Source organism: Streptomyces sp. AHU1 (assembly GCF_045343905.1).
Classification (GTDB): domain Bacteria; phylum Actinomycetota; class Actinomycetes; order Streptomycetales; family Streptomycetaceae; genus Streptomyces; species Streptomyces triticiradicis.
The window spans coordinates 3,528,900-3,542,677 of the sequence record NZ_CP174283.1; the positions used below are offsets into that span (position 1 = coordinate 3,528,900).

Consider the following 13,778-nt stretch of genomic DNA (forward strand, 5'->3'; position numbering starts at 1 on the left):
CCAGGGCTCCGCCCCCGCTCCTCGGACGCCGGAGGGCCGGATCCCCCCGGAGGGCCGGCCCCTCACTCCGCCTGGACGATCGGCTCCTTCGTGAAGAGGGTGCCGAGGGCCGGGGCGTTCACCCTGCGGTCCGTCAGGCGCAGGGCCTCCCAGACCGTGACCTGGGCCGCGGTGAGGACCGGTTTGGCAAGGTCCTTCTCCAGGTCCGTGAGGTGGGAGACGGTGTGCAGGGCCGTGTCGGGGAGGAGGACCGCGCCGGCGTCCGGGTGGTCCGCCTCGCGGGCCAGGGCCAGGACCCGGTCGTAGTCCCAGTCGGCGGTCCCGGCGGTGGTGACGGCACCGGAGCCCCGCACCGCGACCACCTCCGTACCGGTCTCCTCCAGGAACGCCGCGAGGAGCGCGGCCACGTCGTCGGGGCAGGTCGCCCCGATCGCGACCCGGGCCGCCCCGATCTCCCGCGCCGCGTGCGTGAAGGCGAAGGACGTCGAGGAGGCGGGCAGGCCGGCCGCCCTGGCGAGGCCGCGGACCTGCTCGTGGGCGCCCTGCGCCCCGTGCGCGGAGCTGTCGCTCGCGCTCGCCCAGACCACCGCCTCCGCGCCGGACAGGCGCAGCTCCTCGACGCCCGTCGCGAGGCGCCGCTCCGAGCCCGCCTCGCGGAGCGCTTCCGTCCGGTGGACGTCCTCCTCGTCCGTGTGGACGACGGTCAGACGGATGTCGCTGCCGAGCAGCTGTTCGATGCGCGGGTAGTCGTCCTCGGCCGAGTGGCCGGGGTAGAGGAATCCGAGTGCGGTCATGCCCAACCTTCCTGTTCTCCGGGAAGTACGGGTCCCCGGTCGACGGCCCGGTCAATCAGCCGCGGGTCGATCAGCCGCGGACAGGGGTCCACCGCCCGCATACCCCGTCGGCGCGGCGCCGCCCATGTCGTCACCCGGCCGGCCGAGATCACCGGGGTCCGCGGTTCCGCCTCCGGCTGCGGGAGCCGTCCGTGGCGGGCACCGGCCCCGGAGGAGGGAACGGGCGGACAACGGACCGTATGCGCGCCCTTGTTGGCGAAGGTAGGTTCGGGTTTGGGCGTGGCCGGTCCGCGCGTCCCGGACGGCCCGGTCCTCGTCCGTCCGTGCGCACTCCCGGTCATCCCGCCCCCGGATCCCCCAGAGAAGCGGACTCGCCTTGCGAAACGGTTTCCCCCGATGAGCGCCCGTACGTCCCCCGGCGCGGCCCGTCCGTCGGGCCGGCCCACCCTGCTCGTCCTGGGCACCGACCCGCTCCCCCGGCTGGGCCGGCTCACCGGCCGGGTACGGATCGAGTACGCCGACGAGTCCACGCTCGCGGAGCGGCTGCCGCACGCGGACGTGCTGCTCGTGTGGGACCTGACCTCGCACGCCGTCCGCCGCGCCTGGCCGGGCGAGGGGCCGCGGCCGCGCTGGGTGCACGCCGCCAGCGCCGGCGTGGAGCACCTGATGTGCCCCGAGCTCACCGCCTCCGACACGGTGGTGACCAACGCGCGCGGCGTCTTCGACCGGCCGATCGCCGAGTACGTGGCCGCTCTGGTCCTCGCCATGGCGAAGGACCTCCCGCGGACCTGGGACCTGCAGCGGCAGCGCGAGTGGCGGCACCGCGAGTCCCAGCGGGTGGCCGGGACCCGCGCCTGCGTGGTGGGATCGGGGCCGATCGGGCGGGCGATCGCCCGCACCCTCAAGGCGCTCGACGTCACCACGGCCCTGGTGGGGCGCGTTCCGCGCACCGGGATCCACGGTCCCGGGGAGCTGGACCGGCTGATGGCGCGCGCCGACTGGGTGGTGTCCGCGGCCCCGCTCACCGCGGAGACGCGCGGCATGTTCGACGCCCGGCGCTTCGGGATGATGCAGCCGTCGGCCCGCTTCGTCAATGTCGGACGCGGGCAGCTCGTCGTCGAGGAGGCGCTCGCCGAGGCGCTGTCGAAACGGTGGATCGCGGGCGCGGCCCTCGACGTCTTCCAGCACGAACCGCTCGGCCCCGACAGCCCGTTGTGGTCCGTCCCGGGCCTGATCGTCTCGCCGCACATGAGCGGCGACACGGTCGGCTGGCAGGACGAACTGAGCGCACAGTTCGTGGAGTTGTACGAGCGCTGGGCGGCGGGCAAGCCGCTGTCGAACGTGGTCGACAAGAAGCGCGGGTACGTGCCCGGGCACTGAGCCGGACGGGGAAGGGCCGGGGTCCCGGTCCGGAACCCGCGGGGCCGGAACCCGCGGGGCCGGGGGCCGTTGGGCCGGGGGCCGTGGGGCCAGGAGCCGCAGGGCCGGAACTCGCAGGGCCAGGAGCCGGGAACCGCGGGACTTCCCGGCCCTCCGGTCGGCCCGTCCCGGCGGGACGACGGTCCCGCGGCCGCCGGTGACACCGCCCGCACCACGGACATCACGGCGCCCCGCGTGCCCCACGGGACGAATCCCGCCAGGGCCGTCCCGGACCGGGCCCTCGTGTTCGATTCCGGCCATGCCATCGGGTCCGGGCCGCCGGAGAAGACCTTCGGCGGCCCGGAGCACGAGCGGACCAGGGAGTTCCCCGGCGCGGCCCCACGAGGTCGGGGGACGGACGGCGGGCGGAGGGGGACACCCGCGGCAAGGTGCGAGGTCCGGCCGTCGGGTCATGCCCGAGGTTCCATGCCTCTGGCATATGCCAGCGTGGCGCGCTCCTGCTGGGAGGCGTGGAGGGCGCCACCAATCTCGCCAACAGACCGCCACGGACGGCGCCTTGGCCGTTATCGTGTAAGGAGCCCAGCTGTCCGGGCCGACGTCATTTTTGAGCCGGGCCATGAAGCGCAGGGGGAAACCGTGGCGCTGAAGAACGAGCCGACCGCGCCGTACCACTCGGCCCAGGACGCGCTGCGCGTCCTGGAGACCGTCTCGCACCACACGACCGGCGTCACCGAGACCGAGCTCGCCCGCCGCTGCGGCATCGGCGCCGACCGGCTGACCGCCCTGCTGCGCATGCTGCGCCGGGAGGGTTACGTCGAGCAGGTCACGGACGGCGCCTACGTCACCGGCGCCGCCCTGGGCCGTCTCGCTTCCGCCCACGGCCGCGAGCAGGCGCTGCGCGACAAGCTCCAGCACACGATCGACCGGCTCCGCGACTCGGTCGGCGCCGCGATCTACATCAGCCGCTACATCGACGGCGAGGTGCGCGTCACCCAGTACGCGGAGAGCCCGTCCACCCCCGCGGTCAACGAGTGGGTCGACTTCCGCTCCTCGGCGCACGCCAGCGCGGTCGGCAAGAGCCTTCTCGGCCAGCTCGACCACAACGGCCGCCGCGACCACCTCGCCCGCCACAAGATGGCCCGGCTCACCTCGCGGACCATCACCAGCGAGCGCCTCCTGCTCTCGCGCCTCGACTCCCAGCCGGCCACCGTGCCCGTGCTCGACCTCCAGGAGTACGCGATCGGCACGGTCTGCGCGGCCGTCCCGATCACCGCCGGCTCCTCCGTGGGCTGCCTCGCCCTCTCCCTCCCGGTCGAGCACGCCCACCGGCTCCGCCGCGCCGCGGACACGCTGAACCGCGGAGCGACTCCGGTGCTGCTCTCCCTCGCGATCTGACGGGTGCCGCCGGCCCGCGGACACCGGGCCGGTCGCACGGCCGGACGTGAGGGCGGGCGTACGGCCGGACGTGGGGGCGCGCGAGTGGTCCGCGCGGCTGGTCGGAAGCACCCCCGCGGACCAGGTAGTATTTCTTTTGTCGCCGACCGCGGAAGCGGAAGGCGAGAGTCATGCGCCGCTAGCTCAGTTGGTTAGAGCAGCTGACTCTTAATCAGCGGGTCCGGGGTTCGAGTCCCTGGCGGCGCACATCGGTGAAGGCCCTCCACGCGCGTGGGGGGCCTTCACGCATGTCCGGGAACCCCGCTCCGGGAACCCCGCGCCCCTCCGGTCACCCGGGCCGCTCCCCCGTGACGAACTCGGTCAGCACCCGCGCCAGCAGCTCCGGATCCCGTGCCCCGCACAGTTCGCGCGCCGAGTGCATCGACAGCCCCGCCACCCCCACGTCGACCGTCGCCACGCCGAGGCGCGCCGCGGTGATCGGACCGATCGACGTCCCGCACGGCATCGCGTTGTGGGAGACGAACGGCTGCCAGGGCACCCCGGCCCGTTCGCACGCGGCGGCGAAGGCGGCGACGCCGGTGCCGTCGGTGGCGTACCGCTGGTTGACGTTGACCTTGATCACGGGGCCGCCGTTGGGCAGCGGGCGGTGGTCCGGGTCGTGGCGTTCGGCGTAGTTGGGGTGGACCGCGTGGGACATGTCGGAGGAGACGCACAGGGCGTCGGCCAGGGCGCGGTCGAAGTCCTCCGGTCCGCCGCCCCGGGCGGCCGCACCACGGCTCAGCACCCGTTCCAGGAACGGGCCCTGGGCGCCGGACTCCGATCCGCTGCCGACCTCCTCGTGGTCGAAGGCGGCGAGCACCGGCACGTACGCGGGCGGCCGTGCCGAGCCGGCGGCGGCGACCAGGGCGGTGACGCCCGCGTGCACCGAGATCTGGTTGTCGAGGCGCGACGCGACGATGAACTCCTCGTCCGCGCCCAGATATCCGGGCGGCTGGACGTCGTGCAGCATGAGGTCCCAGCCGAGGACCTCCCCGAAGTCGACGCCCGCCTCGTCCGCGATCCGGGCGAGCAGGGCACCGGAGCGGGGGCCGCCGAGCCCCCACAGCGGGGTCATGTGCCGCTGCCGGTCCAGGGCGAGCCCCTCGTTGACGGTCCGGTCGAGGTGGATGGCGAGCTGCGGCACCCGCAGCAGCGGCTTGTCGACGCGGACCAGCCGGGTCGAACCGTCCCGCAGGGCCAGCCGCCCGGAGACGCCGAGGTCCCGGTCGAGCCAGGTGTTGAGCGGCACCCCGCCGTAGATCTCCACGGCGATCTGCCGCCACCCCGCCGATCCGGTGTCCGGCGTGGGCTTGACCCGCAGGTTCGGCGAGTCGGTATGGGCGCCGACGATCCGGAACGGGGTGCGGGCGGGGGCGTCCGGCGGGGCGTACCAGGCGATCAGCGCTCCCCCGCGGACGACATAGCGGCCTCCCCCGGCCCCGGCCGTCCAGTCGTCCCGTTCCCGCAGCTCCGCGAAACCCGCCTTCTCCAGGCGCTGCACCGCGCTCGCCACCACGTGGTACGGCGAGGGGCTGGCCCTGACGAAGCCGAACAGGTCGTCGTTGTGTCCGCGATCGAGCGTGTCATGCGTGGGGGACATGATTGCCTTCCGGGTGCCGTCGAGGGGGTGGGGTGGGGGTCGTCGGACCGTCTCCCGCCGGGCGCGGTCCGGCCGGGGCGGCGGCCCTCCCGGGAGGCGATCTGGATCGCAGGGGCATGACAAGCCATCGGTCCGGTACGGGCCCCGGAGCGGGCGGCACCACCGGTGTCACCGGCGCGGGCGTGAGCCGGGGCGGCATGGCCCCGCGGCTTCCGTGTCCGCGACCCGGATCAGGCAACGCAACGCCCTTCTTCCCTCGGCTCGGACCTCCGGCGCGGGGCCCGCGGCAGACGTGCCCGGATATCCTCCCCGCGGAAGACGGCGAGGATGCCTCCGGTCACCACCGTTCGAAAGCCACCGCCGGACGTCCCCCGCCCGGGCGGCTCCCGGGAACGGCCGGCACCGGACCCCGTGCACCCGGCGCGCGGGGTGACCCCTCGCCCTCGGACGCGAGTCCGACCGGCGGGCACCTCGCCCCGGACCCGGCCCCGGACCGCGAACGCCGTCGGCGGTGGCACGGGACCGGACGCCCGGACCGGGGCACGTCCCCCCGCGCGCAGGCCCGCCCCCGAGGGATACCGGCCCGAAACCGGCCAGGGGCCACGAACGGCACCGGCGCGCCCGGCCCGGCGGCGAGTCCTCCGGGGAAACCCCGGCCCCGCCCCCTCCCGGCGGTCACCGCGTCAGCAGTTCCTCCCGGCCGTGGGCCCGGTAGCGGGCCACCAGTCCGTCCACGTCCGCCGCCGTCAGCCTCCGGTACGACGGCTCGCCCGGGGGCCGCCACCACACCGGGTCGGCGCAGCGGAAGCCTTCACGCCTCAGGGCCACCCGGTGGATCTTGTTGGTGGCGGTGACGGGCATCCGCTCCACGATCCGCAGGAACCGGGGCGCCATCTTCGTCCCCAGGTCCGGCTGGACGCGCAGGAACCGCGCGAAGGGCGAAGGACCGAAGCGGGCGCCCTCCCTCAGGGCCAGCGCCGCCATCACCTGGTCGCCCGCCACCGGATCCGGTACGGCGTACACCGCGACGGCGGCGGCGTCCTCGTACCGGGCGAGGATGTTCTCGATCATCGCGGCGGCGAGGTTCTCGCTGTCGACGCGCAGCCGGTCGTCGCTCCGTCCGGCGAAGTAGAGGAACCCCTCGGCGTCGCGGTAGAAGAGGTCACCGGTCCAGTACCAGCCCTCTCCCTCCCCGGCTCCCCCGCTCTCCCCTTCCCCGTCCTTCCCCGGCCCGGCTTCCCCCGGCCGGGGCGACGTCCCCCGGCGCCGGGCCGCCTCGGCCTCGGGGTTGCGCCAGTACCCCTCGAAGAGACTGGTTCCCCGGTTCACCAACTCCCCTATCGCGTCGGCCCCGTTGAGCAGACGCCCGTCCCCGGCGAAGACGGCCGGCGGGCACTCGCGCCGGGTCTTCGGGTCGATCACCGCGAGGTCGTCCGAGGGCGCCGCCCGGCCGATCGCCCCGGCCGGGGTGCCGGGCACGCGCTGGACGGCGGCGCCGCCCTCCGAGGAGCCGTACCCCTCGACCAGCCGCGTCCCGAAGCGCTCCTCGAAGGCGGCCGCGTCGACCGGGCCGGCCTCCGTGCCGAATCCCAGGCGCAGCGGGTTGTCTCGGTCGTCGGGGCGGGTGGGCGTGGCCAGCAGGTACTGCACGGCACGGCCGACATAGGTGAAGTACGTGGCACCGCAGGCCCGTACGTCGGGGAGGAAGCCGGACGCCGAGAAGCGGCGCCGCAGCGCGATCCCCGCACCGGCCGCCAGCGCCGGGGCCCAGTCGGCGATCACCGCGTTGCCGTGGAACATCGGCATGCAGATGTAGTGGGTGTCGTCCGCGCGCACCCCGAAGTGGCCGACGAGCGAGTGGCCGGCGGCGGCGATCCTGCCCTGGGTGCAGATCGCGGCCTTGGGCGCGCCGGTCGAACCGGACGTGAAGAGCAGCAGGAAACGGCTGTCCGGGCTCGCCCCGCCGGCGTCCGGCCGCGCACCCTCGTACGTCTTCAGGAGCTCGGCGTAGGCGGCCGTGTCGGTCACCAGGACGCGCACGCCGGGGAGTTCGAGCCCGTCGAGGAGCGGCAGGTGGGCCCGCTCGGTGACCAGGACGCGGCACTCGGTGTGCAGGATGTCCCGGGCCAGTTCGGGTCCGCGCCGGGTCGGGTTGACGCCCGCGACGGCGGCGCCGGCGAGGGCGGCCGCGCCCAGCCACAGGGGGTATTCGGGGGTGTTGTCGAGCAGCACCCCCACGTGCGGCTCCGTGCCGGACGGCAGTGTCTCGGCGAGCAGCGCCGCACGCGCCGCCGCGCCCGCCGCCACCTGGTGATGGCTGATGACCCGGCCTTCGAACCACAGTCCCGGCCGGTGGTCGCCCCACCGCTCCCGCACGAGCTCCCCGACGGTGCGCCTCGTGGACTTCATGTCGAAGCACGGTAGTTGACGGATCGTCAGATGTGGAGAGAGCTGCGCTCCTGGACCCGGACGCGCACCTCGGATCCCGCCGAGGTCAGATCCCGCCGAAGAGCGAGTCGGCGCCCTCGGACATCTCATGGAAGGTGATCATGAAGCCGATACAGAAAGCGATGATCAACCCGCAGAAGGCGACCAGGGCGATGGTGCCCGCGGCCGCCCTGGCCTGGCTCGGTACGTGCGCCGTCGCCTTCTCCGGGTGCTGGGCGGCGTAGTGCACGGTGACGATGTCGCCCTCGACGACCGTCGGCCGTCCGTTGCCCTCCTCGAAGCGGATCACACGGCCGTCGCGCGTCGTGAACTCGTAGACGTGGTGCAGGGTCGTGGTGACGGAGGTGTCGTGGCCACCCCCGCTGACGGTCGTGTACGAGCGCAGACAGCGCGCCTCCGCGGTCAGTCCGCTGCTCCAGGCGCTGCGCAGCTCCAGTGAGCGGCGGACCGCCCTGGCCGCCAGCAGCAGCACCACGACGATGATCAGTGCGGGCAGGGCATAGAAAAACACACTCATGACGGTCCCCCGGTGGTCGGATACTGCTCCCCGCATGTCGGCATGGTCATGCCGACGTGCGGGGAACATACCCGAACCGGTGCCGTCAGCCCCTCAAGGGGGGCTCAGAACTGGCGGCCCCGGACCTCAGAAGGTGACGTCCGCGCAGGAGTAGAACGCGTTCGTCGTGTCCGCGACCGTCCACACCCCGAGGATGACGTGGTGTCCGCTCCTGCCGCCGGGCAGCGTGCCGGTGTGGGTGAGCGTGGCCGGGGGGCGCTGTCCGTTGTAGGGGACCGTCAGGAACGGGGTGGTCTCCAGGTCCGCGCGGGTCAGCGCGTGGTTCTGGTTCCAGCCGGTCTTGGTGATGAAGTACTTGAAGTCGGTCGTCGCGTGCATCGCGGTGAACTGCCAGCGGAAGGTGTAGTTCGCTCCCGCGGTGACCCTGGTGGTCGGCCAGGCCGTGCCCGCCGGGGTCTTCGGCTGGTCGAGCTGGCCGAAGTTGGTGTGCCCCGCGGAGCAGATCCTGCCGTCGGCCGGACCCGCCGCCGGGAAACCCTTGAGGCCCTCGACGCTCTGCGGCTCCCACTGGATGTCACCGCAGTTGGCCACGATGCCGCCGTTCGCGGCGCACATCTTCTGCCGGCTGAGGGGCTGGTCGGTGTAGCCGTGGGCGCTGGCTCCGCCCGTGGAGAGCACGAAGGTGCCCGCCGTGGCGAGACCGAGCGCCGCCGCGTACAACTTCGCTTTCCCGCCGGCGCGGGACCGGCCGGTGGGGTTCTGGTTCGTCCGTGTGCGCATGCTGCCGCTCCTGGAAGGACGTGGGGGATGTGCCCGTGAGCCGCGCGCGTGATTCAGGTCTAGACCAAGTGCCAGATTATTGCGGGTAGTTGAACATGTCCATACCAATAGCCGACCCTCCCGCCCCGCACGACCGCTCCGCCCGGTCCGCACGACCACTCCGCCCAGCCCCGGCCCCCGTCCGGCCGGCCCCGTCGGCCCCGTCGGCCCCGTCGGCCCCGGCCCGGCGGACTCGCCCGGACGCCCTGCCCATTCGGCCCCCGTCCGCCCCGCGCCGGAATCTACGAGGACACCTCCCCGCGCCCCGTGCAGAACGCCACCGTCAGATCCTTCACCAGCGCCTTGCGTTCGTAGTCGTCCAGTTCGACCAGCCCCCGCAGGGTCAGCCGGGTCACCGTGTCCTCCACCGAGTCGACGACCGAGCCGAGCACGCTGTCGCGGTACTGGGCGTCCAGGGCCGCGATCCGGCGGCGCTGCATCACGGCGGCGATCTCCGGCGCGTACTCGATCCGGGTCGGCTGCGCGGAGAACACCTCCAGACCGACCGGAGCCGTGTCCGCGGCCACCATCCGGGTCAGCGCCTCGCCGACCGCGTCCGTGTTGCGCAGGGTCAGATCCCTGATCACGGCGGGCGGCAGCTCGGCCGGCACCTGGGAGAGCACCCGCGAGAGGGCCGCCTCCACGCATTCACGCAGGTACGTCCGGTGGTCGTCGACCGCGAGCACGGCCCGCGCGGTGTCCTTGACGCGCCACACGACGAGCACGACCACCCGCAGCTCGACCCCGTTCGCGTCGACCACGGACATCGGCTCGCTGCGCCAGTGCCGCAGCCGCACGTCGACCCGGCGGCGCAGCACCAGCGGGTTCACCCACATCAGTCCGGTGCGCCGGACCGTGCCGCGGTAGCGCCCGAACAGGCCGAGCACCCAGGCCCGCCCGGTGCGGCCGCGGGCGAGACCGCCGAAGCCGAACAGACCGAGGGCGCCCGCCCCGGCGTACGCGGCCCACTGCACGGGTCCGAGTCCGGCGCCCACGCGTCCGGGCAGCTCCAGCGCCGCCAGCACGGAGGGCGGCAGCGCACCCGCCCACCAGGTGGTGAGGGCGCATCCGGCCGCACCACAGGCCCCGGCCAGCACACCCGCCGCTCCGGGCAGCACCCGCGCGGGCCGTTCGACCAGTTCGGGGTCGACCTCCGGCACCGGGCGCACCGGCCTGCCGGGCACCGGCCGCCGGACCCTCGGCTGTTCCCCGGTACCGCGCCGACGGCCCACGACCGCGGGCGCCAGCGGCACGGAGACCGGGTCGGGATCGTCGCGGAAGAGCAGGTGGACGGGGATCTCGGTGGTCGCCTCGTTGTGGATGAGCCGGGCGGGCCGGTGACCGCCGCACTCGGCCGCCGGGTCGGACCGGTGACCACCGGCCTCGACCCCGGCCCCGGCCCCGGTCCCGACCCCGACTTCGGTCCCGACCCCGACTCCGGTCCCGGCCTCGGTCCCGGCCGTCGTGCCGGTCCTTGGTTCCGCCGGGGCCGCTCCCTCGGACTCCGGAGTGTCAGACGTCGTCGTACTCATAACTGCCTCCATGCCTCCGCGCCTGGAAGTGTGTTCACGAGCAGTGGAGAGCCCGGCGCGCTCAGGAGAAGAGCCGCCGCCAGGTCTCCGGTCCCGGGTAGCCGTCCGCCGCCCCGCCGCGCCAGCCCTGGGCCCGCTGGAACGCCTCGACGTTGCGCCGGTCCGCCTCGCCCCAGCGCGGCCCCGGGCCGGACGTGTAGTACGTGCCGAACCCCTTCTCGACCAGCCGCTTCCCCAGCCGGGTCACATGGGCGTCGTTCGCTCCCGGCCGGAACACCGCGCGCCCCGGATAGCCGGGCACGGCGCCCGAGGAGCCCGGGCCGGCCGTCACGGCGGGGATGTCCCTGCCCTTCCCGCCGACCAGGTACGACCAGGTCCCGGGCCCCGGCAGTCCGTCCGCGTCGGCTCCCTTCCAGCCCTGGGCCCGCTGGAACGCCTGGGTGGCCCGCCGGTCCGCGGCCGACCAGCGCGGCCCCGGTCCCCGGGTGTAGAAGCGGCGCCCGCCCCGGTCGATCAGGAGCCGGCCGAGCCGCGTGACGTACGCGTTGTCCGCGCCGTTCCCGAAGTACGCGGCCCCCGGGTAGCGGGTCGGGACGGAGGGCGGCGGACCGCCCGCGCCCTCCGTGACCCCCCGGTGGCGATAGGGCACGTAGTGGTCCGAGTTCGTCCAGTACGCGTACGGGGTGGACCGCTTCCCGGCGTGCGGCGGAGCCTGCTCGTACGCGACGTACTGGGTGTGCGTGGAGTCCGTCCAGCCGCCGAAGACGACGACGTGCGAGCCCTTCTCGGGGTCGGCGGTGTTGTGGAAGAGCAGGATGTCGCCCGGCTGGAGCCGGTCCCGGGTGATCCGCACCCCGAAGCCGCCGAGGCTGCCGGTCCATTCGTTGCCCGGCAGGTTCCAGGCCATCGAGACGAAGCCGGAGCAGTCCTGCCGGTACCCGTCCCGCCAGTAGCTGTCCGTGCTGTACGGCACCTGCGCGTCGATCCAGGTCATGGCCCGGGCGATGATCGCGGCCCGCGTGGTGGCGGGCGCCCGGAGCGTCTCCTCCGGCCCGGCGAGCGGCGCCGGGCTCCCCGCCGGTCCGTGCAGCGGCGCCCTGCGGCCCTGAGGGGTGTCTCCGTGTCCGTCGGCCGGGGGGACACCGGGCCGGGCGGGTCCGTGCACGGCGGCGACCGCCGGCACCGTGCCGAGGACGGTTCCCGCCGTGGCGGCCAGCGCGAGGGCCGCGGGGGTCCGCGCCATCCCCGCGAGGCCGAGGGCGCGGGCGCGGGAGGCGGGGTGCCCCGGGGAACCGGACGGCCCGGGCCGCGGGGAAGGGGGCAGGACGCTCCGCCAGTGAACACATCCGGGGCAGTCGCAGTCACTCGCGGGATCGACTTCCTCGAACACCGGAGCCTCCATGTGACTCCCCTCACGCTCCAGATTGAAATGTCCGCAATTCTGCACGTTCGTCAGTTTCTCAACTGTCATCCCGCGTCGCATGTTGACGGTCCGAATGATGTACGGAGTCACCCCCGCCGGCCGCGGGGCGGCCACCTGGTCGGGAGCACCCCCGCGGGTCGGGTAGAGTTTTCCCGTCAGCAGGCGCCGCTAGCTCAGTTGGTTAGAGCAGCTGACTCTTAATCAGCGGGTCCGGGGTTCGAGTCCCTGGCGGCGCACGCACCGAAGGGCCCCCTCGTGAGAACGAGGGGGCCCTTCGTCATGCTCGCGAGCCGCTCACCGGAGCCGGCGCCGGCCGTCCCGGGATTTGGCGTCAAAAAGTCTATGAACCGTGGCGCTCATCTGTCCTAGGGTTGCCTCAAGTGACTTCCACGCCAGGTCAGTCGGTCCGGCCCGACCGCGTCGCTCCGGCGGGCGGACCCCGGGCCTCCCGCGTCGGCGCCGGGTCACTCCCGCAACCCGTGCGCCCGCGGTCGAGGGCCGGCCCGGTCGGCGGCTTCGGGGGGAACCGACCGCCGACCGGGCCCGGCACCGCCCGCGCGTTCCCGCCCCGGGGCCCGCTCCCCGCGCGTTCCCCCCTACGGCCCGCTCCCCGTGAGATACGCCGAGACGACCACGTTCGCCGTGTAGCTGCCGTCCGCCCGGTCGAAGGTTCCGCCGCAGGTGATCAGCCGCAGCTCGGCCCGCCCCGGCTTCCGTACCCCGTAGGCCTGCCGGGCGTCGAAACGGTCGCGCGGCAGCACCTGGACGTCGTCCACGGTGAACTCGGCGACCGTCCCGTCGTCACGCGCGACCCGGACGGTGTCGCCGGGCCTGACGGTGCTGAGCCGGTAGAAGACCGCGGGCCGGGTCTCGGTGTCGACGTGGGCGACCATCAGCGCCGCCCCGGCGGCCCCCGGCTCCGCCCCCGCCGCGTACCAGCCGACGACACCCGGCTGGTCGAACGGCGGCGGGTCGATGGCGCCCCGGCCGTCGAGCCCGCGGGCCACGACGGGAGCCTGCACCCCCATCGAGGGAATGTCGACGCGCTGCGGCCGGGCGCCGCCGAGGGGCCTCAGCGCGGGGGGCAGCCGCACCTCCGGCGGCCGTCCGACGGCCGCGATGTCCCCCGTGGTCGGCGCCGACGTCCCCGGCCGCAGGTCCGTCACCTCACGGCCCCACAGCCACAGCCCGAGCAGCAGCACCAGCCAGGCCGTCCCGGCCAGCAGACGGCCCGCGCCCGGGGATCCCTCCCGTTCGGCCACGTCAGTCCCGGCCGTCGTCGCCCCGGCGCGCGCTGCGGACCACCACGACGACCGCGGCGACGCTCGCGAGGACCAGGCCGACCACGGCCTGCCTGGTACCGGGTCCGACCGCGCGGGCGTCGTCCGCCGCGGCGAGACGGGCGGTCCCGCCGCCGCCCGCGTTCACGGGCGCGACCGGCGAGGCGGGGGCGGAGACGCCCGGGGAGGAGTGCGGCGCCGGGACGGTGACCGTGCCCCTGACCTGGTGGCCGTCGCAATCGACCCGGACGGCGTAGCTGCCCGGTCGCAGCGCCGTACGGACGCGGGTGTCACCGACCAGTCCGCCGCCGCCCGCGCCCGTGAGCCGCGCGTCCGAGACGAACGCGTCCGAGACCGCGGTGCCCGTCCGGCCGACGCAGCCCGTGGCCCACAGCCGGACGTCGCTGCCGGAGGCCGGGGACGCCGGGTTCACCGAGACTCCGGCCGGTCCCGCGTCGGCCGCGTACGCGCCGGGCGTGAACGCGGCCGCGACCACCGCCCCGGCGCAGAGAGTGAGCCGCATCGAACGCATCGTGAAACCTCCAGACACC

At 74.5% G+C, this 13,778-nt stretch carries 11 protein-coding genes and 2 tRNA genes; 4 read left to right on the forward strand and 9 right to left on the reverse strand.

Annotated features, from left to right (window positions below; translation table 11 throughout):
* Positions 1-62: 62 nt before the first annotated feature.
* Positions 63-794, reverse strand: a complete 732-nt coding sequence (locus ACICHK_RS15860; RefSeq protein WP_406837417.1) for a decarboxylase — start codon at positions 792-794, stop codon at positions 63-65.
* 396 nt (positions 795-1,190) lie between these two features.
* Between ACICHK_RS15860 and ACICHK_RS15865 the strand changes: the two genes are divergently transcribed.
* The 3 genes from ACICHK_RS15865 to ACICHK_RS15875 all read left to right on the forward strand — a co-directional run bounded on the left by ACICHK_RS15865 (position 1,191) and on the right by ACICHK_RS15875 (position 3,815).
* Positions 1,191-2,174 (forward strand): D-2-hydroxyacid dehydrogenase, encoded by a 984-nt coding sequence (locus ACICHK_RS15865; RefSeq protein WP_406837418.1) that lies wholly within the window; start codon positions 1,191-1,193, stop codon positions 2,172-2,174.
* A gap of 636 nt (positions 2,175-2,810) precedes the next feature.
* Positions 2,811-3,569: an IclR family transcriptional regulator gene (locus ACICHK_RS15870; protein WP_406837419.1), complete on the forward strand. Its 759-nt coding sequence runs from the start codon at positions 2,811-2,813 to the stop codon at positions 3,567-3,569.
* A 172-nt stretch (positions 3,570-3,741) separates the two neighbouring features.
* Positions 3,742-3,815, forward strand: a tRNA-Lys gene (locus ACICHK_RS15875).
* Positions 3,816-3,897: 82 nt separating this feature from the next.
* Here the strand turns inward: ACICHK_RS15875 and ACICHK_RS15880 are convergent.
* The 6 genes from ACICHK_RS15880 to ACICHK_RS15905 form a co-directional block, all read right to left on the reverse strand.
* Positions 3,898-5,208, reverse strand: a complete 1,311-nt coding sequence (locus ACICHK_RS15880) for a M18 family aminopeptidase (RefSeq protein ID WP_406837420.1) — start codon at positions 5,206-5,208, stop codon at positions 3,898-3,900.
* 675 nt (positions 5,209-5,883) lie between these two features.
* Positions 5,884-7,617 (reverse strand): AMP-binding protein, encoded by a 1,734-nt coding sequence (locus ACICHK_RS15885; protein ID WP_406837421.1) that lies wholly within the window; start codon positions 7,615-7,617, stop codon positions 5,884-5,886.
* Between the two features lie 85 nt (positions 7,618-7,702).
* Complete coding sequence (locus ACICHK_RS15890; protein WP_406837422.1) at positions 7,703-8,173, reverse strand: DUF3592 domain-containing protein; 471 nt, start codon at positions 8,171-8,173, stop codon at positions 7,703-7,705.
* A 126-nt stretch (positions 8,174-8,299) separates the two neighbouring features.
* Positions 8,300-8,953 (reverse strand): lytic polysaccharide monooxygenase, encoded by a 654-nt coding sequence (locus ACICHK_RS15895; RefSeq protein WP_406837423.1) that lies wholly within the window; start codon positions 8,951-8,953, stop codon positions 8,300-8,302.
* A gap of 281 nt (positions 8,954-9,234) precedes the next feature.
* Positions 9,235-10,524, reverse strand: coding sequence for an SPFH domain-containing protein (locus ACICHK_RS15900; protein ID WP_406837424.1), 1,290 nt, complete (start codon positions 10,522-10,524; stop codon positions 9,235-9,237).
* Between the two features lie 61 nt (positions 10,525-10,585).
* On the reverse strand, positions 10,586-11,926 hold the full coding sequence (locus tag ACICHK_RS15905) for a peptidoglycan-binding protein (RefSeq protein WP_406837425.1): 1,341 nt from the start codon (positions 11,924-11,926) through the stop codon (positions 10,586-10,588).
* Between the two features lie 183 nt (positions 11,927-12,109).
* On the opposite strand from ACICHK_RS15905, the gene ACICHK_RS15910 reads away from it, so the two are divergent.
* Positions 12,110-12,183, forward strand: a tRNA-Lys gene (locus tag ACICHK_RS15910).
* 360 nt (positions 12,184-12,543) lie between these two features.
* Here the strand turns inward: ACICHK_RS15910 and ACICHK_RS15915 are convergent.
* Both ACICHK_RS15915 and ACICHK_RS15920 read right to left on the reverse strand, forming a co-directional pair.
* Complete coding sequence (locus tag ACICHK_RS15915; RefSeq protein ID WP_406837426.1) at positions 12,544-13,209, reverse strand: class F sortase; 666 nt, start codon at positions 13,207-13,209, stop codon at positions 12,544-12,546.
* Between the two features lies 1 nt (position 13,210).
* Positions 13,211-13,759, reverse strand: coding sequence for a hypothetical protein (locus ACICHK_RS15920; RefSeq protein ID WP_406837427.1), 549 nt, complete (start codon positions 13,757-13,759; stop codon positions 13,211-13,213).
* Positions 13,760-13,778: the final 19 nt, after the last annotated feature.

Bases quoted from the DNA above. Each gene is read 5' to 3' on its own strand.
- ACICHK_RS15900 (WP_406837424.1), bottom strand. From the start codon at position 10,524: ATGAGTACGACGACGTCTGACACTCCGGAGTCCGAGGGAGCGGCCCCG.
- ACICHK_RS15920 (WP_406837427.1), bottom strand. From the start codon at position 13,759: ATGCGTTCGATGCGGCTCACTCTCTGCGCCGGGGCGGTGGTCGCGGCC.
- ACICHK_RS15905 (WP_406837425.1), bottom strand. From the start codon at position 11,926: ATGGAGGCTCCGGTGTTCGAGGAAGTCGATCCCGCGAGTGACTGCGAC.
- ACICHK_RS15895 (WP_406837423.1), bottom strand. From the start codon at position 8,953: ATGCGCACACGGACGAACCAGAACCCCACCGGCCGGTCCCGCGCCGGC.
- ACICHK_RS15890 (WP_406837422.1), bottom strand. From the start codon at position 8,173: ATGAGTGTGTTTTTCTATGCCCTGCCCGCACTGATCATCGTCGTGGTG.
- ACICHK_RS15860 (WP_406837417.1), bottom strand. From the start codon at position 794: ATGACCGCACTCGGATTCCTCTACCCCGGCCACTCGGCCGAGGACGAC.
- ACICHK_RS15885 (WP_406837421.1), bottom strand. From the start codon at position 7,617: ATGAAGTCCACGAGGCGCACCGTCGGGGAGCTCGTGCGGGAGCGGTGG.
- ACICHK_RS15880 (WP_406837420.1), bottom strand. From the start codon at position 5,208: ATGTCCCCCACGCATGACACGCTCGATCGCGGACACAACGACGACCTG.
- ACICHK_RS15865 (WP_406837418.1), top strand. From the start codon at position 1,191: ATGAGCGCCCGTACGTCCCCCGGCGCGGCCCGTCCGTCGGGCCGGCCC.